The sequence below is a fragment of the Pseudomonas sp. MOIL14HWK12:I2 genome (assembly GCF_000510745.1).
In the GTDB taxonomy this organism is placed as follows: Bacteria; Pseudomonadota; Gammaproteobacteria; order Pseudomonadales; family Pseudomonadaceae; genus Chryseomonas; species Chryseomonas oryzihabitans.
Genome location: NZ_AZOA01000003.1, coordinates 650,757 through 672,335, shown reverse-complemented (window position 1 = coordinate 672,335; position 21,579 = coordinate 650,757). Strand labels below are relative to the sequence as shown.

Genomic DNA, 21,579 nt, shown 5'->3' with positions numbered 1-21,579 from the left:
GCCCTGAGGTCACGGACGAAGACCAGGCCAGGATGGCGCCTGACAGGATGTTGGGATGGTCGCAACAAAGAACCCGCTTCGGCGGGTTTTTTGTTTTGGGCGTCATTCCGGACTGGCAGGGGCTTCGGGTCCGGGTTCCGCTGCAATGCGATTGCGGCCGGCGCCCTTGGCTGCATAGAGCGCCCGGTCGGCGCCTTCGGTGAGGGTGTAGGCATCCATCCCGGCCCTGTGGGTGGCCAGGCCGACGCTCAGGGTGATGGGACGTCGTGACCAGGCGTGGTTGGCGACGGCGGCGCGGCAGCGCTCGGCCACCAGGTGGGCCGCGGTGAGATCGGCACCCGGCAGCAGGATGGCGAATTCCTCGCCGCCGTAGCGAAAGCAGGCGTCGTTGTCGCGACAGCTCTGCAGCAGCAACTGGCCGACGGCCTGCAAGGCGCTATCACCCGCCTGGTGACCATAGGCATCGTTGTAGGCCTTGAAGTGATCCACGTCGATCAACAGCATGGACAGCGGCATGCGCTGCTCCTCGGCGCGCAGCAGGTGCTCCGCCAGGCGCAGGTCGAAGGCGCGTCGATTGAACAGGCCGGTCAGGGCATCGGTGACGCTGCGCTGCTCGGCGGCCTGCATCATGCCCAGCAACTGGCGTTGCGAGGCCTCCAGCATGTGCTGTTGCTCGATGTGCTCGGTGACGTCCACCGACAGGCCCGCCAGGGCGATGCCCTGGCGGGTGACCAGGGGAAACTTGTAGGACTGCCAGAAGAGGCGGCGGCCATCGAGGGCGGTCATGCGCTCGACGAGGCGGCTCGGCTTGAGTTCGTTCATCACCTGCTCGTCGACCTGGCGAAAACGGGGCGCCGCCTCTGGCCAGATGGTGAAGTCGTCCTGGCCGATGACCTCGTCGCGGGTCAATTCAAGCTGCTGCAGAAACGGCTCGTTGACATAGCGGTAGCGCCAGTCGCGGTCCTTGATGTAGGCGATGAAGGGCCCGTTGTTCATGAAGGCGGAAAAGTTGATGTCCAGCTCTTCCAGCTGGCGCAGGGTCTCGCGCTGTTGCAGCAGGATGATGACCTGTCGGGCCAACCGTTGCAGATTGTCGACCTGAGCCGTCTCGAAACGCCGAACCCGGTCGTCCATCACGCAGAGGGTGCCCAGGGCGACCCCGTGCCGGTCGAGCAGGGGGATGCCCAGGTAGGCGCGCATCCCTTCCAGCCCGGGAGCGGACCGGAGATGGGCGACGCGTGGGTCGCCTTGCAGGTCCTCCACCAGGAAGGGCTCACGCGGGGTACGGATCGCCAGGTGGCAGAGGGAGGCGTCGACCGGCACCTCGGCTAGCGTCAGGCCCTGACAGGCCTTGAACCAGAGACGGTGTCGATCGGCGAGGGTGATGAAGGCCACCGGCGCCCGGGTCAGCTGGCAGGCCAGGACGACGATGTCCTGGTAGGCGGCTTCGACGCCGCTATCGAGAATCTGCAACTCGCTCAGGGCGTGGAGACGCTGGGCGTCATCGGGGGCAGTCATGCGGGCTCGCGAAGGCGGGATGTCTAGCTAGAGCATAGTACCCGGGGTGGCCGAGGAAAACTGCAGCCTTGCCGCAGTCCGCCGGGGTGCCGGTCGGGACCGGCACCCCGGCGTGCTCGGGCTAGCGCCGGGGTTGCAGCAGCAGCGCCACCAGGGCGCTCCAGCCGGTCTGGTGGGAAGCCCCGAGTCCGCGGCCGTTTTCGCCGTGGAAATACTCGTGGAACAGCACCAGGTCGCGACTGCGCGGATCGTTCTGCAATTGCGGATAGTCGACCATGCTCGGGCGCTTGCCGTCGGCGTCCTTGAGGAACAGCCGGGTCAGGCGCTGGCTGAGGCCGTCGGCGACCTCTTCCAGATTGGCCAGGTAGCCCGAACCGCTGGGGTATTCCACCGAGAAGCTGTCGGCGTAGTAGCGGTGGAATTCGTGCAGCGACTCGATGAGCATGTAGTTGATCGGCATCCACAGCGGTCCGCGCCAGTTGGAATTGCCGCCGTACAGGCGCGAATCCGATTCCGCCGGCTGGTAGCGGGCGCTGAGCAGATTGCCGTCGGCCTGGCGCATCTCGAAGGGTTGCTGCTCGTGGGCCTTGGACAGCGAGCGGATGCCGTATTCGGAGAGGAATTCGTTGTCATCCAGCATGCGCTTGAGCAGCAGCTTGGTGCGATGGCCGCGCAGCAGCGAGAGCAGGAATCGGTTGCCCTGGCCGGGCTCGGTCCAGCGCGAGACCAGTCGGGCGAGATCTGGACGCTGGCGCAGGAAGCCGCGCAGTCGTCCGCCGAGGCCGGGAAGGCCCTCGTGCTCGCGCTGTTCCAGGACCTGCACCGCGAACAGCGGGATGAGGCCGACGATGGATCTCAGGCGCAGCGGCTCGGCGCTGCCATCCGCCTTGTGCAGGACGTCATAGAAGAACTCGTCCTGTTCGTCCCAGAGGCCGTCTTCGCGGTCGTCGCTGTGGTTGATGGCGCCGGCGATGTGCAGGAAGTGCTCGAAGAACTTGACCCCCAGATCGACGTACACCGGATTTTCCTTGGCCAGCTCCAGGGCGATGCGCATCAGGTCCAGGGCATAGGCGGCCATCCAGGCGGTGCCGTCGGCCTGGTCCAGGTGATAGCCCTCCGGCAGGGGTGCCGAGCGATCAAAGAGGGCGATGTTGTCCAGGCCGAGAAAGCCGCCCTGGAAGATGTTGCGACCCTCGGCGTCCTTGCGGTTGATCCACCAGGAGAAATTCAGCAGGAGCTTGTGGAAGACACGCTCGAGAAAGACCCGGTCGCCCACCCCGGTCAGGGACTTTTCCTGCAGGTAGACGTGCCAGGTGGCCCAGGCATGCACCGGCGGATTGGCGTCCTCGAAATTCCACTCGTAGGCCGGCAGCTGGCCATTGGGGTGCATAAATCTGTCCTTCACCAGCAGCAGCAACTGCTGCTTGGCGAAGCCGGGATCGATCAGGGCATAGGCGACCGCCTGGAAGGCCAGGTCCCAGGAGGCGTACCAGGGGTACTCCCATTTGTCCGGCATGGAGACGATGTCGAAATTGAGCAGGTGCCGCCAGTGGCCGTTGCGGATGCGCTGGCGCTGCGCCGGCGGCGTCGGCTGGGCCGGATCGCCATCGAGCCAGCGATTGACCTCGAAATAGTAGAGCTGCTTGGACCAGAGCAGGCCGGCCAGGGCCTGGCGCTGCACCAGGCGGGCATCGGGATCGGCGATCTTTTCCTGCAGGGCGGCATAGAAGGCGTCGGCTTCGGCGATGCGCTCGGCAAAGATCGCATCGGCATCCACCGACAGCGCATTGGTGGGCGCCAGGCGCAGGTAGACCACGGTCTTGGCGCCACCCTCCAGCTCCACGGCGAAATGGGCGGCCGCCTTGCTGCCGAAGTCGCGGCGGATCGCCTCGCGGGCGCCGCGCACCACGTAGTCGTTGATGCCGTCCTTGAAGGGGCCCTCGGCAGCTTCACCGGTCAGGCGGGGTAGGTTGGTTTCGTTGTTGCAGAACAGCCACTCGGCCTCGCGCGGGCCCCAGGCGCTGACCACCAGGTCGGGCCGGTCGAAATAGCTGGCGCGAACCTGGTCGCCTTCCAGGCTGAGCATGGAGCGCGGCGGGGTACCGGTCCAGGCCCAGGTGTTGCGTGACCAGATCTGCGGCAGCACCCGCAGGCTGGCGCGCTCGGTCCCGCGATTTTCCACGGTGACCCGCATGAGGATGTCGTCGGGGGTGTGCTTGGCGTATTCGACGGTGACGTCGAAATAGCGGTCCTCGGCGAAGACGCCGGTGTCGAGGATCTCGAATTCGCGATCGTTCAGCCCGCGCCGGGCGTTTTCCTCGGTGAGCTGGGCATAGGGAAAGGCGGCGTGGGGGTACTTGTAGAGCATCTTCTGGTAGGCGTGGCTCGGCACCCCGTCCAGGTAGAAGTACAGCTCCTTGACGTCCTCGCCATGGTTGCCCTCGGCGTTGGTCAGGCCGAACAGCCGTTCCTTGAGGAAGGGGTCGCGCTCGTTCCAGAGGGCGATGCCCAGGCACCATTGCTGGGCCTTGTCGCAGAAACCGGCCAGGCCGTCTTCGCCCCAGCGATAGGCGCGGCTGCGCGCATGGTCGTGGGGAAAGTAGCGCCAGGCGTCGCCGTCGGCGCTGTAGTCTTCACGGACCGTGGCCCACTGGCGCTCGCTCAGGTAGGGTCCCCACTGTCGCCAGGCGGCGGCGTCGGTATCAGCCAGGCGCTGGCCTTCTCGGGTATGCAGGATGCCCGGGGCGGGATGTGCCGTCATCGTGTCTCCAGATTCAGGTAACGGTTAAGGCTCGAGGATAGATCACCATTGTGGCGTGCAAAGAGCGGCCTCGGCGTATCGCTGCAGTTTTAGTGCCTGTCTGGCAGGAAAAAATTCACGCCGTTGCGGTTTTCGTCACAGGGCTCCGGCCGCGGCAGGGGCTCTAGCCCGGGCCGGACGCGGGCGAAAAAAAGCCCCACGCCGGATCCGGGTGGGGCCTTTGGTCTTCGCGGTGAGCCCGCTGCGTACGCAGCGGGCCTGGCAGCGACTTACAGTGCCATGTCGTTGGCGGCCTTTTCGACACGTGGAGCGCTGGCGGTGGCCTTGGCGTTCTCGGTGCCGGTGGCGACCGGCGGGGTGGCCAGTTGCAGGACTTCGGCGGTGTAGTTCCACTCCTGCTGCACGCGCGCGGGGTCGCTGTTCAGCTTGGTGCCGTAGCTGGGCACGATCTGGTGCAGCTTGGCTTGCCACTCCGGGGTCGCGACCTTGTCCTTGAACACCTTCTCCAGCACGCTCAGCATGATGGGGGCGGCGGTCGAGGCACCCGGGGAGGCGCCCAGCAGGCCGGCGATGCTGCCGTCCTTGGCGGCGACGATCTCGGTGCCCAGCTTCAGCACGCCACCCTTGTCGGCGTCGCGCTTGATGATCTGCACGCGCTGACCGGCCTGCCACAGGCGCCAGTCTTCCTTCTTGGCGTTGGGGAAGTACTCGCGCAGGGCGGCCATGCGGTCGTCATCCGACAGCATCAGCTGACCGGCGAGGTATTCCACCAGCGGGTACTCGGCCACGCCCACGCGGACCATCGGCCAGGCGTTGTGGGTGTTGGTGCTGGTCAGCAGGTCCAGGTAGGAACCCTGCTTGAGGAACTTGGTGGAGAAGGTGGCGAAGGGCCCGAACAGGATCACGCGCTTGCCATCGAGCATGCGGGTGTCCAGGTGCGGAACCGACATCGGCGGTGCGCCCACCGAAGCCTTGCCGTAGGCCTTGGCCAGGTGCTGCTGGGCGATCTCGGGATTGTCGGTGACCAGGAAGGAGCCGCCCACCGGGAAGCCGGCGTAGTCGTTGGCTTCGGGGATGCCCGACTTCTGCAGCAGGTGCAGGGCACCGCCGCCGGCACCGATGAAGACGAACTTGGCGTCGGTCTCGGTCTTCTTGCCGTCCTTGAGGTTCTTGTACTCCACGCGCCAGCTGCCATCGGCATTGCGGGTGATGTTCTCGACTTCGCTGGACAGATTCAGCTTGAAGTTCGGCTTGGACTGCAGGTTGGCGGCGAACTGGCGGGTGATCTCGCCGAAGTTGACGTCGGTGCCCAGCGGACTCCAGGTGGCGGCGATCTTCTGCTTGGGATCGCGGCCTTCCATCATCAGCGGAACCCACTGCTTGATCTGCGCGGGATCCTCGGAGTACTGCATGCCGGAGAACAGCGGGCTGGCCTTGAGCGCCTCGTAGCGCTTCTTCAGGAAGGCGATGTTCTCGTCACCCCAGACGAAGCTCATGTGCGGGGTGCTGTTGATGAAGCTCTTCGGATCCTTGAGGACGCCGTTCTTGACCTGCCAGGACCAGAATTGACGGGAGATCTGGAAGGCTTCGTTGATCTCGATGGCCTTGGCGATGGTGACCTTGCCGTCCTTGTCTTCCGGGGTGTAGTTCAGCTCGGCCAGGGCGGAGTGGCCGGTACCGGCGTTGTTCCAGCCGTTGGAGCTCTCGTCGGCGACCTTGTCCAGGCGCTCGACCATTTCCATGGTCCAGTTCGGCTCCAGCTCGTTCAGCCAGATGCCCAGGGTGGAGCTCATGATGCCGCCGCCGATCAGCAGGACGTCGACCTTCTTGGTGTCTTCGGCCTGTGCGGTGCCCAGGGCGGAGGCGATGGCGACGCCGAGCAGCGCGCCAGTCATTTTCTTCAGCATGTGGTCTCTCGTTCGATAGAAGCTGGGTCTGCTTATCGAGTTTCGGTGCGGTGCGGCACCATGGCACATGGGTGGATGTGCAGTGGGCGAGGCAGAATGCAGCCGGAAACACGCAAGGGCAGGTTCTTGTCCCTCCACCGCCCCTCTCTCATGAGTCACCGGAGGAGTCGGAGCAAAAACGCGATGCACGGCCTTGGCAGCGGCTGGCCGGAGACGAGGTCTCGGGCGCGGCTGCATGCGCGTGGCGTTTTTGTTGCCGGACATTTTAATGGGAAGGGATAGGGCTGCCTAGCCTGCAATTCATTGGCTTTGCCTATTAGCCTTTGGTCTAATCTCGTGTGACTCCGGTCAAAGTCCCGTCAGATGGGTCGTCGAGCGCACCGGAGCGGCTTCAGGCGCGGCCGCGCAGGCAGCCGGCAGCACCGACGAAACCGGTCAGAAAGCCGCCAAAGGGTCGTCGTTCAAGTGCGGGGAGATGGGTCAGGCGAAGCGCCAGGCAAGAAAGCGGCTCTGCTTCTGGCCCTGGGCCATGGCGAAGACGCGGACCTCGCCAGCCTGCTCGCGGCGCAACGCCGCCTGCAACGGCGGCAGGTTGCTGGCCTTGGATACCAGGCAGGTGAACCAGCCGACTTGGCGTGCGCAGGCACGGCTCTCGCGGATCATCCGGTCGATGAAGGCCGCCTCGCCGCCGGGACACCAGAGTTCGGCCGCCTGGCCGCCGAAATTGAGCAGGGGTACCTGCTTGCCGGTGGTCTTGCCCAGATTCTTCCACTTGCGCTGGCTGCCGCGGACGGCATCGTCGGGGCTGGCGTGGAAGGGCGGATTGCACAGGGTGGCGGCATAGCGCTCGCCGGGTTGCAGGATGCCGGCAAAGATCGCCTGAGGCTCCGGCTGCAGACGCAACTCGATGGCGGCGGCGCAATCCGGATTGGCCGCCAGGGTGCGTCCGAAGGCATCCAGCGCCGCCGGAGCGATGTCGCTGCCAACGAAGTGCCAGCCATACTCCTTGAAGCCGATCAGCGGATAGACGCCATTGGCGCCCGTACCCACGTCCAGCAAGCGCGTCGACTCGCCCCGGGGAATCCGGCCGCCATTGCCCTCGGCCAGCAGGTCGGCCAGGTGGTGCAGGTAATCCGCCCGACCGGGAATCGGTGGGCAGAGAAAATCGGCGGGAATGTCCCAGTCGCGCACGCCGTGATGCAACGCCAGCAGGGCCCGGTTGAGCGCCCGGACCGCCTGGGGGTCGGTGAAATCGATGGACAGATTGCCCCGCGGCGTCGGTGCCACGAAGGGCCTGAGCGCTGGGTTCGCGCGCATCAGGGCGGGAAAGTCGTAGCTGCCCTGGTGGCGATTGCGGGGATGCAGGGGCGCGGGGCGGCCAGGCAGGGGGCGGCGGGGCGAGGTCATGAGGGCAGGCAGGGTGGAAAAGGGGCGGCGAGCCTAGCACAGCCGCCCTTTTCACTCACGCGGGTGTCGGGGCGTCCTCCGGCAGCACGCCGATCTCGCGCAGGTTGCGCCAGAAGGCGGCGGGGATGGGCGCCCGCAGCAGCTCGGCGTTCTGTCGGGCCCGCTCCGGGGTGCTGCTGCCGGGAATGGTAGCGGCCACCGTGGGATGGGCCAGGCAGAACTGCAGGGCCGCGGCGCGGATGTCCACCCCATGATCCTGGCAGACGCCCTCGATCAACTCGACCTTGCGGCGCAGTGCCGGCTCGGCTTCGGCATAGTTGTAGTGCTTGCCGCCCGCCAGCAGACCGGAGTTGTAGGGCCCACCCACCACGATGCCCACGCCGCGGCGTTCGCATTCGGGAAAGAGGGTGTCCAGGGCTTCGCGGTGGTCCAGCAGGGAATAGCGACCGGCCAGCAGGAAGGCGTCGGGATCGCTCTGCTCCAGCGCCAGGCGGCAGGGCTCCACCAGGTTGACGCCCAGGCCCCAGCCCATGATCAGGCCCTCTTCGCGCATCTCGGTAAGGGCCTTGGCCGCACCCTGCATGGCCTGGGCGAAGTAGTCGCGCCAGGCCGGGCCGTGCTGGTCCTCGGACAAGTCGTGGATCCAGACCAGGTCGAGGCGGTCGGTCTTGAGGCGTTCCAGGCTGGCCTCGATGGAGCGGCGGGCGCCGTCGGCGGAATAGTCGAGCACCCGCTTGAAGGGCAGTTCGTTGACGAACGGCGGCGCGTTTTCCGGCTGATCGGCCGGTTCCAGCAGGCGGCCGACCTTGCTGCAGAGGACGAAATCGTCGCGCGGCTTGTCGGCCAGCACCTCGGCGAAACGTCGCTCCGACAGCCCGGCGCCATAGTGGGGCGAGGTGTCATAGAGGCGGATGCCCGCGTCCCAGGCGGCTTCGAGGGTCGCCCGGGCCTCGGCGTCGCCTACCTCGCGGAACATGTTGCCCAACGGGGCACCGCCGAATCCGAGGGAGGGGATATCGATACGCATGAGAGGTCTCCAGGGGTACGTGTCTGCATCCCGACCGGTGCCCCGCCGCTCCTGTTCCCCTAATCCGCCGGACGTAGCAGCGCCACCTCTGCGGGCGTGAGTGGACGACAGGCGCCCTCGGCCAGCGCCGGATCCAGTTCCAGGTTGCCGATGCGATCGCGGTGCAGGGCGATGACCTCGATGCCGAAGCGGCCGAACATGCGCTTGACCTGGTGATAGCGACCTTCGACCAGGGTCAGGTAGGCGGTGTGCTCGTCCAGCAGCTCCAGCCGCGCCGGTTGGGTGGTGAGGTCTTCGTAGGCGAAGTAGAGGCCCTCGGCAAAGGCCGCGACCAGGTGCTGGGGGATGACCTCGGCGGTGGTGACCCGGTAGCGCTTGGTCTGCTTGTGGCGCGGATGACTCAGGCCGCGCGACCACTGGCCGTCGTTGGTGAGCAGCAGCAGGCCGGTGGTGTTGAAGTCCAGCCGTCCGGCCAGGTGCAGATCGGCACGCTGGTCCGGGGCGAGACAGTCCAGCACCGTGGCATGGCGGGCGTCGACGGTGGCGCTCACGCAGCCGCGCGGCTTGTGCAGCATCAGGTAGCGGCCGCCGGGACCGTCCTGCAGCAGGCGCTCGTCGGCCTCGATGCGATCGAAGGCGAACACCTCCTGCTCGGCCTGCAGGGTGGTGGCGCCGTTGACCCTTACCCGACCTTCCGCGAGCAGGCGCCGGGCGAGCTGCCGTCCCAGCTCGGGTCGGTTACCCAGCCAGCGGTCCAGGCGCATCAGCGAGGCCCGCCGGCGACGCCGGCGACGCCGGCCGCGCAGGCCGGGCAGAGACAGCGTCGATCACGCTCTTCCGCCGGCAGGCGTTCCAGGGCGGCGGGATCCATCGGCGTCTGCAGGCACCAGCAGTCGCGGAGCTCGCCACCGGCCGCCAGGGCGCAGCTGTTGGCCTGGCCGCACAGCGGGCAGCGGGTGGGATCGAAGGGGGTAAGCGATGCAGCCATGGTGATCTCGTCGGGCGAAGCGGGCGGCAGAGTACCGGAAATTGCGACCTAGATAACGTCCGCTACGCTGGGGGTCTGCGTACTGTCGCATCCGGGGTGCAAGCTGCATCCTAGCTCCGATCGTCGGACCACCCGAGGAACCCATGACAATAACTGCTCTGCGCACCCTGATCCGTACCCTCATTCCCGGCACCCTGCTGGTCAGCCAGCTGGCGCTGGCCACCGAAGCCGATGTCGGCCAGACCCTGGCCCGGCAGGCCGGCATTCCCTGGCCGGCGGTGATCGCCCATCGCGGCGCCTCCTTCGACGCCCCCGAATCCACCGCCCCGGCCTACCAGGTGGCGCGGGAGCTGGGCGCCGACTACCTGGAACTCGACCTGCAGCGCACCAAGGACGGCCAGCTCATCGCCCTGCACGACGACACCCTGGAGCGCACCACCGACGTCGCCAAGCGTTTCCCCGAGCGCGCCAAGGCGCCGGTCAGCCAGTTCACCCTGGCCGAACTCAAGTCGCTGGACGCCGGCAGCTGGTTCAATCAGGCCCATCCCGACCGTGCCCGGCCAAAGTTCGCCGGACTCAGGATCCTCACCCTGGACGAGGTCATCGACATCGCCGAAGGCGGTCGCAACAAGCCGGGTCTCTACATCGAGACCAAGCAGCCCAAGCTGTTTCCCGGCATCGAGCGCGACCTCAAGGCCAAGCTGACCCAGCGCGGTTGGCTCGGCAAGCCCAAGGCCGGCGCCACCGGCGTCGCCGCCATGCCCGGGCGGGTGATCCTGCAGACCTTCGAGAAAGGCAGCCTGGAGCTCCTGCAGAAGGAGATGCCCGACACGCCGAAGATCCTGCTGCTGTGGCTGGGTGACGACTACATCCCGGCCAAGCCCGGGCCCACCTACGCCGAATCGGGCGAGGCCAGCAAGGCGGCCTACTATGCCAAGCAGCAGGTGCGCTCCGAGGGCGATTTCACCGCCTGGATCGAGTGGGCCAAGGCCCATGGCGCCGTTGGCATCGGCCCCTCGGCGGCCCTGGAGGAGGGTGGTGACCAGAGCTATGCGGACCTGGTGAAGCCCTGGATGAACGACGTCGCCCACGAGCGGGGTCTGCTGGTGCATGCCTACACGGTGGACTCGGCGGTGGACTACGCCCGTCTCGCGCCGCGTGGGGTGGATGGCTTCTTCAGCAATCGCGCCGCCGAATTGCTGAAGTTCTATGAGCGTCCGGCCAAGCAGGCACCCGCGGCCCTGCTCAAGCAGCTGGGTTACTGAGTCCAGACGGGGAGGCCTGGCGGTCTCCCCCGTCGCCACCGGAGGCCTCCACATGTCCCGCCATGCCTTCAACGGCGCCAAGCTGGCGCTGCTCTGCGCCGAGCAGATCCTGGTCTATCAGCGCGATGCCAAGCCCGACATCCCCTGGCCGGCCCTCTGGGACCTGCCCGGCGGCGGGCGCGAAGACGACGAAACGCCCGAGCGTTGCGCCCTGCGCGAGCTGGAAGAGGAATTCGGCCTGGTGCTGGATGAGGCGCGGTTGACCTGGGGACGTTGCTATCCACCGCGTCAGCCCGGTTATCTGCCCAGCTGGCTGTTCGCCGGGCAGTTGCATCCCGTCGAGATCGCCACCATCCGCTTCGGTGACGAAGGCCAGCACTGGCAGCTGATGAGCATCGCCGACTTTCTCGCCCATCCCCAGGCCGTGCCCCATCTGCAGGCGCGGCTGCGGGACTACCTGGGCGAGCGGGAGGAGAGCGGACCAGCATCTCTTAATCCCGGCTGAATGAACGCGCGATAATCGAGCGCGAGCGGCGGGCGCAGCTTAAGCTTTCTCCAGGCCCATCCGGGCCGTTCTGGAGATCTCCCCCATGCGCCATTTCCTCTTGGCGTCGCTCTGTGCCCTGACCTTCACCGGCTGCACCGTCTACGACACGTCCCCGCGCTATTACAGCCGTCCGGCACCCCCCGCGGCGGTCTCTACGGCACGCCAGCCTATCCGCCGCCCGCGGTTATCGTGCGGCCCTATGGGTACGGCTACTACTATCGACCGGCCCCGCCGCCACCGCCCCACTGGGGGCCGGGTCCCGGTTGGGGACCGCCGGGCTGGGGGCCGCGTCCGGGTTATGGTCCGCCCGGCTGGGGCCCGCGCTACGGTCCGCGCTGGTAGCGGGTTTGACAGGGGCAGCCGGCTTTTCTAGGGTGCTGCCCTTGTCTTGACCAGGAAGCCTCGAATCGTGGACGACGATCGCATCAAGCTCGACCCCCAATGGAAAGCCGCGCTGCGCGACGAATTCGAGCAGCCCTACATGCGTCAGCTGAGCGAATTCCTCAGGCGCGAGAAGGCGGCGGGCAAGGTCATCTATCCGCCCGGTCCGCTGATCTTCAATGCTCTCAATACCACCCCTCTGGATCAGGTCAGGGTGGTCATTCTCGGTCAGGATCCCTACCACGGTCCGGGCCAGGCCCATGGCCTGAGCTTCTCGGTGCAACCCGGGGTGCCGGCGCCACCGTCGCTGCAGAACATCTTCAAGGAACTCAAGCGCGACCTGAACCTGCCCATTCCCAACCATGGCTATCTGCAGCACTGGGCGGAGCAGGGCGTGCTGCTGCTCAACACCTCGCTGACCGTGGAGCAGGCCAACGCCGGCTCCCATGCGAAGGCCGGCTGGCAGCGATTCACCGATCGCGTCATCGAGGTGGTCAGCGCCGAGCGCGAGAATCTGGTGTTCCTGCTCTGGGGCAGCCATGCCCAGAGCAAGCAGGCGCTCATCGATCCCCAGAAGCACCTGATCCTCAAGTCGGCGCATCCCTCGCCACTGTCGGCCCACCGCGGCTTCATCGGCAACGGCCACTTCGGTCGCACCAACGAATTCCTGCGCAACGCCGGGCTCACCCCCATCGACTGGGCCTTGCCGCCGCTGGCGTAGGAGAGGCGCAGCCGGCCGGATACTCAGGGTCAGGCCGCCGCCGCCGCTACCGTCCGGGCCGGGCGCCGGTGGCACTGCAGGCACCAGCTCGTCCCGAGCAGGAGCAGGAGGATCGCCAGGGCTTCCAGGCGAGTCGGCCAGCGCCCGTTCCAGAGAAAGCCATAGGTCAGCGAGGCCAGGGTCTCGATGACGATGGCCTGGCCACTCAGGGTCAGGGGTAGCCGGCGGCTGGCCTGATTCCAGCAGGCGCCACCGATCACCGAGGCGAGCAATGCCACGCCGGCAGCCACCAGCAGTGGCTGCAGCCAGTCCGACGGTGCTCGCAACGCCAGCTCCTCGCCGAGCAACCAGGGCGCGGCCAGCAGGGCCTGGGCGCCGGTCATCCCGCCCAGCAGCAGGCCCCAATCGTGGGCGCCGATCGGCGTCCTGGCCAGGAAGCGCGTGTTGACCACCGCGAACCAGCTCCAGGCCAGCAGGGCGCCACAGGCGCACAGCAGTCCCAGGACGGGCTGCTCGCCGACGGCGGTGGTGGTCAGCGTCTCGTAGCTGATCAGGGCAACGCCGAGCAGCGCGCAGCAGAGCGACGGCCAGAGGCGCCCGAAGCTCACGGCGCCCGCGTCGCGCTGCCCGGCCAGGGCCACCAGCAGCGGGATCAGGCCGACGATCAGGGTGGTCGCCGCGATACCGGCCTGCTTCACGCCCACGCCGACCAGGGTGTAGTAGCCCAGGTTGCCGATCAGGCTGAGCCAGAACAGGCGCCTGCCATCGGCCCAGCTCAGTTGCGAGCGCAGTCGGCGCCAGCAGCGCAGCAGCAGCCCGAGAGACACCAGGCCGTAGCATAGAAAGCGCAGCACGGCGAACTGGGCGCCGCTCAGGTCGGGGACCAGCGCTGGCGCCAGAAAGATCACGCCCCAGCACAGGCCTGCCGCCAGCCCATAGCCGATACCCACCGCCGATAGTTCTCGTTCCTGCATCGCACCGTCTCCACCCATTCGCCACCAGTGTGGCGACGGCGAGGGGAACCGGTCTTGCGCTAGGCTGCGCGGCTTTTTACCTGGACTGCGTTACCCGGGCAGTCGCTGGCCGCGCCGCCAGGCGGCCGGGCTGATGCCCTGGCGGCGGGTCATGGCGCGGGTCAGGGCGGCCTGATCGGAAAAGCCGACGCGCAGGGCGATGTCGGCAATCGGCAGGCGGCTGTCGCCCAGCCAGCGCTGCGCCTGGCGCAGCCGCAGATCGGTCAGCCAGGCCTGGGGCGTCTGGCCGAAACGCTGGTGGAACAGCAGGTGCAGCCGCGTCAGCCCCAGGCCCGCCAGACGGGCCATGGCCGCATTGTTCCAGTCACCCGCGGGCTGGGCCTCCACCTGGGCCAGCAAACGGTCGAAGGCCGAGCCGGCGGCAGTGGCGTCGAGCGAGGCGAGCAGCAGGCGGGTGAGTTCGGGCGCGTGTTGATCGAGGGCATCAGGCGAAGTCAGCTCGGCGAAGATGATCAGCTGCCGCGTCGCGGGCTGGATCGCCAGACCCGGCTGTCGTAGCGCGCGATCCAGAATGGGGGCAGGCAACCAGTCGGCGGCGCAATCGATCACCAGAAAGCGGCTGCCTGGCTCCGATTGCTGGGCATGACCGCAGTCGGGCGCCACCAGGGCCGCGAGCCCGGTATGCAGCCGCGTCCCGCTACGCCCGGCGAGTTCCAGCTCCATGCCGCCCTGGATGGGCAGCACCAGTTGCGCGAAGGCATGGGCATGGGGCTGGTGGTCGCCCTGATAGCGCTTGATGGCGAGGCGAGGAGTCAAGGCGCACCTCGGTGGAGAAGCGAGAGGTCGAGAGCCTTGATCCTAGCATGCCCCGCCGAGTCTCTTGGAGTTCAGCGCACCGGCTGCAGCGGCAATTCCACCTCGCCACTGCTGTTCAGATCCACGGTCACCGGCTCCTGGGTCAGGTACAGCGGACGACCGCCGAGCAGGATGCGGCCGCTGAGCAGATAGCGCTCGCCGCTCTTGACCTTGGCCGGGGCGTAGTCGAGGCGGAAGGGCACCTGGCCGGGTTGCTTGACGAACAGGGTGCGCTGGGCCAGGCGACCGGCAGGGGTATCGCCGGCGCTGGCACTGTAGAGGCTGACAGTGAGCTTGGCGGTGGGCGGTACCGGCTCGTTGGCGGTAAAGGTGGCCTGGCCGCTGAGGCTGGTCATGCTCGGCTGGGCCGGCACGCCAGGGGTGGTGGTCTGCGGCTGCTCGGTGGGCGGCAGCGGCTGGCCGGCCGGCGGCGGTGGCGTCGCGGGACCGGGGCGCAGCCCGCTACAGGCGCTGAGCAGCAGCGAGGTGGCGAGCAGGGTGGCGATTCTTTTCATGGGTAGATCCTGGACTGAAATCGACTGCTGTGACCCATGGATGCTGGCTTAGTTGCCGGCGGGCACAGGGGATTCGGCTTCCGGCAGGTCCGGGGCCTCGGGCCGATCCAGGGCCACCTGGCGGATCGACAGGCGAATCTCCGCCGGCAGCACCCGCTTGCCCGCACCCTCGGCCAGTTCACCAAGCAGTTCATGGTGGCCCAGGGTGCCGTCGTCGGCCTTGCGCAGCACCCCTTCCGCCAGCAGCGTCTGGATGAAGTGGCGGAACAGCGACTTGTCGAAGAATTCCGGCGCATTGAGGCCATGCAGCACCGACAGCCGCTGGGCCATCACCGTGCAGAGTTCTTCCAGCTGCGGCGCGGTCAGGCTGTTCTGCCCGTGGTTGAGGATCAGCGCGGTGGTCATGTAGTAGCGCTGCAGGGTCTGCAGGATGGCCCGCGCCAGCAGGGTGAGGCGGACGAACTGCCGCGAGCTGGGCGCCGCGCGCACGAAGACGTCGTCCTCGATACGCAGCAGACCGCGCTCCACCATGGCCTCCAGCCAGCCGTCCAGCACCAGCGGCAGCTCCTCGCGCTCCCAGTGGATGAACAGCTCGGCCTGCAGATAGGGATAGAGCGCCAGGGCGAATCTATGGATCAGCTCGCGGGTCATGCGCCCGGTGTTCTGGAAGAAGCTGGCGATCAGCGCCGGGATGGCGAAGAGGTGCAGGACGTTGTTGCGGTAGTAGGTCATCAGCACCGCGTTCTGCTCGTCCAGGTAGAGGATGCGCCCCAGGGCGTCCTGCTGCTCGGAGAGGAAGCCGAGGGCGCGCACCTCTTCGATGATCGCCTGGCCGTCGCCCTCGGGCAGGGTGACGCTGGTGGAGTAGGGGACCCGTTTCAGCAGATCCAGATAGAGGTCGATGGCGCGCACCAGGGCGCCTTCGTCGAGGGCCTGGCGATGGGTCGAGAGCAGCGCCAGGGCCACTAGGTTGACCGGGGTGACGGCCGCCGCGGCATTGATGCGGCGCACCACCCGCTCGCCCAGTTCGTGGGTGACCGAATTGAACCAGGCGGGCTTCAGGTCTTCGCCCAGGGGTTCGTCGCGCCAGCCTGGACGGCGGGCATCGAGAAAGCTCTGCAGCGGGATGGGCTCGCCGAAGTTGACCCAGACCCGGCCGAAGCGCTGGCGCAGGGCGCCGAAGACCTTGACCAGGTCGAAGATGGATTCCTTCTTCTTGGCCGCGCCGCGCAGTTCGCCAAGGTAGGTGCGACCCTCGAAGACCTTTTCGTAGCCGATGTACACCGGCACGAAGACGATGGGCCGCCGCGAGTCGCGCAGAAAGCTGCGCAGGGTCATGGCCAGCATGCCGGTGCGTGGCTGCAGGGTGCGGCCGGTCCGCGAGCGACCGCCCTCGACGAAGTACTCGGTGGAGAAGCCGCGGCTGAACAGGCTGTGCAGATACTCGTTGAACACCGCGGCATAGAGGGCATTGCCCTTGAAGCTGCGCCTCATGAAGAAGGCACCGCCGCGTCTCAGGATGTTGCCCACCACCGGCATGTCCAGGTTGATGCCGGCGGCGATGTGCGGCGGGGTCAGGCCGTTCTGGAACAGCAGGTAGGAGAGCAGCAGGTAGTCGATGTGGCTGCGGTGGCAGGGGACGTAGACCACGGTATGACCGGGCGCCATCTCCTGGATCCGCTCGATGTGGCTGACCGTGACGCCATCGTAGATGCTGTTCCAGAACCAGCGCAGACCGACGTCCAGGCAGCGCACCACCGGATAGGAGAAGTCCGAGGCGATCTCCCGGGCATAGTGCGCCGCCTCGTCTTCGATGCGCCCGGGAGTGGCCTTGCGCTGGGCGATCTCGTGGGCGATGGTCGCCCGCACCTGGGGTGCCCGCAGCAGGCCGCGCAGCAGGGTGCGCCGGTGCGACAGGTCCGGACCGATCACCGCCTGGCGCACGTTGCGGAAGTGGATGCGCAGCCGGCGCATCACCAGACGCTCCAGGCGTTGCGGATCGGGGCGCTGACTGGCCAGTTCGCCCAGGGACAGCGGCTTGGAGAATTGCACCCGGGTCAGCCGGCCCAGCACCAGGATGCGCGCCAGCTTGCGCAGCCGGCCGGTCACCACCCAGTTGTCCGCCCAGAGCAGTTTCCAGGGACTGGTCTCGCGATCCGGCGACTGACCCCAGAAGACGCTGACCGGCACCAGCTGGACGTCTTCCAGCTGCTGCTCGGTCACCGCGGTGACCACCCGGCGCAGGGTGGGGGGCACCGAGCGCCGCGCCGGGCGCCCGCGCCAGTTGGCCTTGCCGGTGGCGTTGAAGTAGGCCAGTGGCTCGGTCTTGCTACCCAGCACCAGCGGGCGTAGCGGTCGCGGCAGCCCGGCCTTGCGGCACTCCCGGTCGAGCACCGCCAGATCGCTCAGCGAGGCTTCGGGGAGGACATAGAGCACCGGCTTGGCGGGATCGATGCGGCTGAGCAGACTGGCCGCCTGGGTGGTCTCGGAGCGAACCCAGAGATAGAGCAGGCGCTTGAGCAGCGAGAAGGCCAGAAGGCGCAGCGGCGAACGGGTCATGGAGGGCTACCGGAATGACGGGGCGGCAGTGTGCCGGATGGCCTGGCGGGCGTAAAACCGCCTGTGTTGTTCTGACTTCGACCCGGCAGTCGGCGCCTTGTCCCCGCTGTCGAAAAAATGCCGCTTAAATCGTCGAAAACCCGGCGCTGACGCGGCTTTCAGCCGTGATGGCACTTTGCGTAAAGAACGTTGCTTTTGCCGGGAAAGCCATGCTTCATAAGGTGTCGGCAAGTTGTTGCCAGTGGTCGGACCCGGGCTGTCAGCCTGGCGACCGATCCGATGCGCGATCCGCACCGATACCAAAAGGCAACCCGGTCGCCCAGGCTGTGGCGAGCGGGGATAGGAAATCCAGAAAGCTTCGGAGAGATGTGATGGGTGAGCAACGCGAAACCGGGACCGTCAAGTGGTTCAATGACGCCAAGGGATATGGATTCATTCAACGCGAGGGCGGTGCCGACGTGTTCGTTCACTACCGCGCCATCCGTGGTGAGGGCCACCGCTCCCTGACCGAAGGCCAGCAGGTGGAGTTCTCGGTGGTCGAGGGCCAGAAGGGCCTGCAAGCCGAAGACGTGGCCCGGGTCTAGGCCCGCTGTGCGAGGAGCGCAAGGCTCCTCGCAAGTTTAGAGTCTGTTCAAAGTCTCGCGAGCTAGAGCCAAACAAGGCGAAAAGACCTGAGGAAGCGGAGTTTACGAGTGGTAAATGAGCATTCCGAAGGGCTTTTCAACGCCGTTTGGCCGACGCGCAGCAGACTTTAAATAGGCTCTGGTCACTCGGTGCGCCAGACGATCTCTTCGACGCCCGCCTCCGTCACCTTCAACCAGCGATCGGCGGCTTCTTCCTCTTCTTCCTCGCTCCAGCCACTTGGCGCGCAGCGCACCTGCACCTGCAGGGCCGCCTGGGCATCGCGGGCACAGGCCAGGTCATCCACCCAGGGCGATACATCGCTTTCCAGCAGCAGGCTGTGCCATTTGCCCACCGCCTTCGGCAGCCAGGTGACCGGAATGGACTCGCCGCCATAGCGCAGGGTGCACTTGAAGGTTTGCCCGAGCGCCTGCCAGGCGCAGGGCATGGCGAACACCTGTTCGAGCCAGGCCGAGACGGCGTCCTGGTCGACGTCCTTGAGATAGATTTCGATATCGGGCTGGCGCATGGGGCTTAGGCTCCGGATTTGACGATCCAATCGTAACGTACTGCCACCCGCACCTCGAAGGGCTCGGCGAGGACCCGCTCCCGGCGTTCGGCGTTGACGCGCCAACCGTGGGGGGTCATGGCCAGCAGGTCTTCACGGGTCTGGCGTTCGGCCAGCGGCAGCACGAATTCGAGCCCCTCGCTGTGGGCCAGTTCCAGGCCCTTCGGCAGATCCTGCAGGTGCTTGTCTTCGGCATAGTCGCGCACCTCGTCATAGAGCCGCTGGCGCAGCTCCAGCAGGTGGGCGCTGGCCGGACCCAGGCGCAGGATGCCGCCGCCGGGTGCCAGCACGCGCTGGGCTTCAGCCCAGTCGATGGGGCTGAAGACACTGGCCAGCAGCTGGCAACTGGCGTCCGGCAGCGGCAGGCGCGCCATGCTCGCCACCAGCCAGGTCAGCGCCGGGGTACGCCGGCAGGCGCGGCGCACCGCCTCGCGGGAGATGTCCAGGGCATAGCCGTCGGCCGCGGGCAGCGCCTGGGCCAGGCGCGCGGTATAGAAGCCTTCGCCGCAGCCCACGTCGATCCAGCGCTGGGGTGCGCGTTCGGTGGCCACGTGCGCCAGGCGCTCGGCCAGGGGCACATAGTGACCGGCATCGAGAAAGCGTCGGCGGGCCTCGACCATGGCGGCGTTGTCGCCCGGGTCCAGACTCTTCTTGTGCTGCACCGGCAGGAGGTTCAGATAGCCCTGGCGGGCACGGTCGAATCTATGACCGGCGGCGCACCCGACGCCACCCTCGAGTTCGGCCAGCGGGGCCTGGCAGAGCGGACAGATCAGCTTCATGCCAGCAACCGCACCAGGGTGCCGTAGTACACCTCGGTCAGTAGATCCAGGTCGCTGGCCAGCACGTGCTCGTCCACCTGGTGGATGGTGGCGTTGACCGGACCCAGTTCCACCACCTGGGCGCCCAGGGTGGCGATGAAGCGACCGTCCGAGGTGCCGCCGCTGGTGGAGGCTTCGGGGCGGTAGCCGGTGACGGCTTCCACGCTGGCCGAGACGGCGTCGAGCAGGTCGCCCGGCTCGGTGAGGAAGGGCAGGCCGGACAGCGACCAGTCGATGTGCCAGTCCAGGCCGTGGCGATCGAGGATGGCCTCGACCCGGGCCTGCAGGCCCTCCACGGTGGATTCGGTGGAGAAGCGGAAGTTGAACAGCGCCTGCAGCTCGCCCGGCACCACGTTGCCGGCGCCGGTGCCGGAATTGACGTTGGAGATCTGGAAGCTGGTGGGCGGGAAGAAGGCGTTGCCCGCGTCCCACTGTTCGGCGGCCAGATCCGCCAGCGCCTGGGCGGCCAGATGAATGGGGTTGCGCGCCAGGTGCGGATAGGCCACATGGCCCTGTTTGCCGCGCACGGTCAGGCGACCGTTGAGCGAGCCGCGACGCCCGTTCTTGACCACGTCGCCCAGCAGCCGGGTGCTGGAGGGTTCGCCGACGATGCACCAGTCCAGTCGTTCGCCGCGCTCGCGGAGGCGCTCGACCACGGCACGGGTGCCGTGCAGGGCGGGGCCTTCCTCGTCACTGGTGATGAGGAAGGCGATGGCGCCGCGATGGTCCGGGTGGTCGGCGACGAAGCGCTCCACGGCGATGATCATGCTCGCCAGGCTGCCCTTCATGTCGGCGGCGCCGCGACCGCGAAGCATGCCGTCGGCATCCACGTGGGCATTGAAGGGGGCCTGCTGCCAGGCCTCCAGGGGGCCGGTGGGCACCACGTCGGTGTGCCCGGCGAAGCACAGCACCGGACCCGCGCCGCCACGCCGCGCCCAGAAGTTGTCCACCTCTTCGATGCGCAGGGGTTCGAGGGCGAAGCCCAGGCGCTCCAGGCGCTGCATCATCAGGGCCTGGCAGCCTTCGTCCAGCGGCGTGACCGAGGCCCGGCCGATGAGGTCGCAGGCGAGTTCCAGGGTGGGGGTGAGGGCGGTGGTCATGGCGGGTCCCGGGAGGCGGCTAGGGTTCAGGGGGAGCGGTATGGTAAAGGAAAACCTATACTGTGGCTTTTGTGGAAAGCCTTCATGACGTTCGATGAACAACGCTTCGGCGGGATCGCCCGGCTCTATGGGCAGGAGGCCGTCGAGCGCCTGGCCGCCAGTCATGTCGCCGTGGTCGGCATCGGCGGGGTGGGCTCCTGGGCCGCCGAGGCCCTGGCCCGCAGCGGCGTCGGCCGCATAAGCCTGTTCGATCTGGACGACGTCTGCGTCAGCAACACCAATCGCCAGGTGCATGCGCTGGAAGGCCAGGTGGGGCGGCCCAAGGTCACGGTGATGGCCGAACGCATCCAGGCCATCAATCCGGCCTGCCAGGTCAAGGCGGTGGCAGACTTCGTCACCCGCGAGACCATGGCCGACTACATCACCGAAGAGCTCGACCTGGTGCTGGACTGCATCGACAGCGTGGCCTCCAAGGCGGCGCTGATCGCCTGGTGCAAGAGGCGCAAGATCGCCATCGTCACCACCGGCGGCGCCGGCGGCCAGATCGACCCCACCCAGATCCAGGTGGTCGACCTCAATCGCACCTACAACGACCCCCTGGCCTCGCGGGTCCGCTCGCTGCTGCGCCGCGACTACGGCTTCTCGCGCAATCCCAGTCGCCACTACAGCGTGCCCTGCGTCTTTTCCACCGAGCAACTGCGCTATCCCAAGCCTGACGGCAGCGTCTGCCAGCAGAAGAGTTTCGTCGGCGAAGGCGTCCGCCTGGACTGCGCCGGCGGCTTTGGCGCGGTGATGATGGTGACCGCCACCTTCGGCATGGTCGCCGCCGCCCGCGCCGTGGACAAGCTGATCCAGAAGCCGAAGAAATAGCGCTTTTCGTCGGTTGGGTTGAGCGCAGCGAAGCCCAACGGTGCCCCGATCGAGCCGGCCCTGTCGGGCGTGAAGGCGCCCGCGGGCGCGTAGGGTGGACAACGGCGCAGCCTTGTCCACGCGGGAGGTGCCGGGGTGCCAGTGGAAAACGCTGCGCGGTTTTCCACGCTACGAGGT

Annotated in this window: 19 protein-coding genes; 5 read left to right on the top strand and 14 right to left on the bottom strand. The window is 67.3% G+C overall.

All coding sequences use genetic code 11. From position 1 onward, the window contains the following. Positions 1-102: 102 nt before the first annotated feature. The 7 genes from PSK12I2_RS0103080 to PSK12I2_RS0103050 form a co-directional block, all read right to left on the bottom strand. Positions 103-1,518 (bottom strand): diguanylate cyclase, encoded by a 1,416-nt coding sequence (locus PSK12I2_RS0103080; protein ID WP_027597254.1) that lies wholly within the window; start codon positions 1,516-1,518, stop codon positions 103-105. A gap of 121 nt (positions 1,519-1,639) precedes the next feature. Continuing rightward, on the bottom strand, positions 1,640-4,279 hold the full coding sequence (locus tag PSK12I2_RS0103075; RefSeq protein ID WP_027597253.1) for a glucosidase: 2,640 nt from the start codon (positions 4,277-4,279) through the stop codon (positions 1,640-1,642). Between the two features lie 269 nt (positions 4,280-4,548). Further along, complete coding sequence (gene mqo, locus PSK12I2_RS0103070; RefSeq protein WP_027597252.1) at positions 4,549-6,186, bottom strand: malate dehydrogenase (quinone); 1,638 nt, start codon at positions 6,184-6,186, stop codon at positions 4,549-4,551. A gap of 480 nt (positions 6,187-6,666) precedes the next feature. After that, entirely contained in the window at positions 6,667-7,593 is a 927-nt protein-coding gene (gene rlmF / locus PSK12I2_RS0103065) for a 23S rRNA (adenine(1618)-N(6))-methyltransferase RlmF (protein WP_037007474.1), read from the bottom strand. A 55-nt stretch (positions 7,594-7,648) separates the two neighbouring features. After that, positions 7,649-8,620 carry an aldo/keto reductase gene (locus PSK12I2_RS0103060; protein WP_027597250.1) on the bottom strand — a complete coding sequence of 324 codons (972 nt, stop codon included), beginning with the start codon at positions 8,618-8,620 and terminating at the stop codon, positions 7,649-7,651. Positions 8,621-8,679: 59 nt separating this feature from the next. Continuing rightward, on the bottom strand, positions 8,680-9,384 hold the full coding sequence (locus PSK12I2_RS0103055) for a pseudouridine synthase (RefSeq protein ID WP_027597249.1): 705 nt from the start codon (positions 9,382-9,384) through the stop codon (positions 8,680-8,682). Next, on the bottom strand, positions 9,384-9,608 hold the full coding sequence (locus PSK12I2_RS0103050; RefSeq protein WP_027597248.1) for a cysteine-rich CWC family protein: 225 nt from the start codon (positions 9,606-9,608) through the stop codon (positions 9,384-9,386). The genes PSK12I2_RS0103055 and PSK12I2_RS0103050 overlap by 1 nt, the downstream gene beginning before the upstream one ends. 143 nt (positions 9,609-9,751) lie before the next feature. Between PSK12I2_RS0103050 and PSK12I2_RS0103045 the strand changes: the two genes are divergently transcribed. The 3 genes from PSK12I2_RS0103045 to ung all read left to right on the top strand — a co-directional run bounded on the left by PSK12I2_RS0103045 (position 9,752) and on the right by ung (position 12,522). Further along, the gene (locus tag PSK12I2_RS0103045) at positions 9,752-10,873 is read left to right on the top strand and encodes a glycerophosphodiester phosphodiesterase (protein WP_037007473.1); all 1,122 of its coding nucleotides are present in this window, start codon (positions 9,752-9,754) and stop codon (positions 10,871-10,873) included. A 52-nt stretch (positions 10,874-10,925) separates the two neighbouring features. Then, complete coding sequence (locus tag PSK12I2_RS0103040) at positions 10,926-11,378, top strand: NUDIX hydrolase (protein WP_027597246.1); 453 nt, start codon at positions 10,926-10,928, stop codon at positions 11,376-11,378. A gap of 448 nt (positions 11,379-11,826) precedes the next feature. Next, positions 11,827-12,522 carry a uracil-DNA glycosylase gene (gene ung, locus PSK12I2_RS0103035; protein WP_085982659.1) on the top strand — a complete coding sequence of 232 codons (696 nt, stop codon included), beginning with the start codon at positions 11,827-11,829 and terminating at the stop codon, positions 12,520-12,522. 29 nt (positions 12,523-12,551) lie between these two features. On the opposite strand, the gene PSK12I2_RS0103030 is transcribed toward ung, so the two are convergent. The 4 genes from PSK12I2_RS0103030 to plsB all read right to left on the bottom strand — a co-directional run bounded on the left by PSK12I2_RS0103030 (position 12,552) and on the right by plsB (position 17,425). Then, positions 12,552-13,496 (bottom strand): DMT family transporter, encoded by a 945-nt coding sequence (locus PSK12I2_RS0103030; RefSeq protein WP_027597245.1) that lies wholly within the window; start codon positions 13,494-13,496, stop codon positions 12,552-12,554. A gap of 90 nt (positions 13,497-13,586) precedes the next feature. After that, positions 13,587-14,312: an AraC family transcriptional regulator gene (locus PSK12I2_RS0103025; RefSeq protein WP_027597244.1), complete on the bottom strand. Its 726-nt coding sequence runs from the start codon at positions 14,310-14,312 to the stop codon at positions 13,587-13,589. A gap of 71 nt (positions 14,313-14,383) precedes the next feature. Further along, positions 14,384-14,866 carry a YbaY family lipoprotein gene (locus tag PSK12I2_RS0103020; RefSeq protein ID WP_027597243.1) on the bottom strand — a complete coding sequence of 161 codons (483 nt, stop codon included), beginning with the start codon at positions 14,864-14,866 and terminating at the stop codon, positions 14,384-14,386. A gap of 48 nt (positions 14,867-14,914) precedes the next feature. Beyond that, positions 14,915-17,425, bottom strand: coding sequence for a glycerol-3-phosphate 1-O-acyltransferase PlsB (gene plsB / locus PSK12I2_RS0103015; RefSeq protein ID WP_027597242.1), 2,511 nt, complete (start codon positions 17,423-17,425; stop codon positions 14,915-14,917). A gap of 371 nt (positions 17,426-17,796) precedes the next feature. Between plsB and PSK12I2_RS0103010 the strand changes: the two genes are divergently transcribed. Beyond that, entirely contained in the window at positions 17,797-18,009 is a 213-nt protein-coding gene (locus tag PSK12I2_RS0103010; protein ID WP_027597241.1) for a cold-shock protein, read from the top strand. Between the two features lie 182 nt (positions 18,010-18,191). On the opposite strand, the gene PSK12I2_RS0103005 is transcribed toward PSK12I2_RS0103010, so the two are convergent. The 3 genes from PSK12I2_RS0103005 to dapE are packed head-to-tail and all read right to left on the bottom strand — an operon-like array spanning position 18,192 to position 20,532. Further along, positions 18,192-18,575 (bottom strand): hypothetical protein, encoded by a 384-nt coding sequence (locus PSK12I2_RS0103005; protein ID WP_027597240.1) that lies wholly within the window; start codon positions 18,573-18,575, stop codon positions 18,192-18,194. 5 nt (positions 18,576-18,580) lie between these two features. Next, on the bottom strand, positions 18,581-19,393 hold the full coding sequence (locus tag PSK12I2_RS0103000) for a putative RNA methyltransferase (protein WP_027597239.1): 813 nt from the start codon (positions 19,391-19,393) through the stop codon (positions 18,581-18,583). Further along, on the bottom strand, positions 19,390-20,532 hold the full coding sequence (gene dapE / locus PSK12I2_RS0102995; protein ID WP_007163034.1) for a succinyl-diaminopimelate desuccinylase: 1,143 nt from the start codon (positions 20,530-20,532) through the stop codon (positions 19,390-19,392). The genes PSK12I2_RS0103000 and dapE overlap by 4 nt, the downstream gene beginning before the upstream one ends. 84 nt (positions 20,533-20,616) lie before the next feature. On the opposite strand from dapE, the gene tcdA reads away from it, so the two are divergent. Continuing rightward, positions 20,617-21,402 carry a tRNA cyclic N6-threonylcarbamoyladenosine(37) synthase TcdA gene (gene tcdA / locus PSK12I2_RS0102990; RefSeq protein WP_007163033.1) on the top strand — a complete coding sequence of 262 codons (786 nt, stop codon included), beginning with the start codon at positions 20,617-20,619 and terminating at the stop codon, positions 21,400-21,402. Positions 21,403-21,579: the final 177 nt, after the last annotated feature.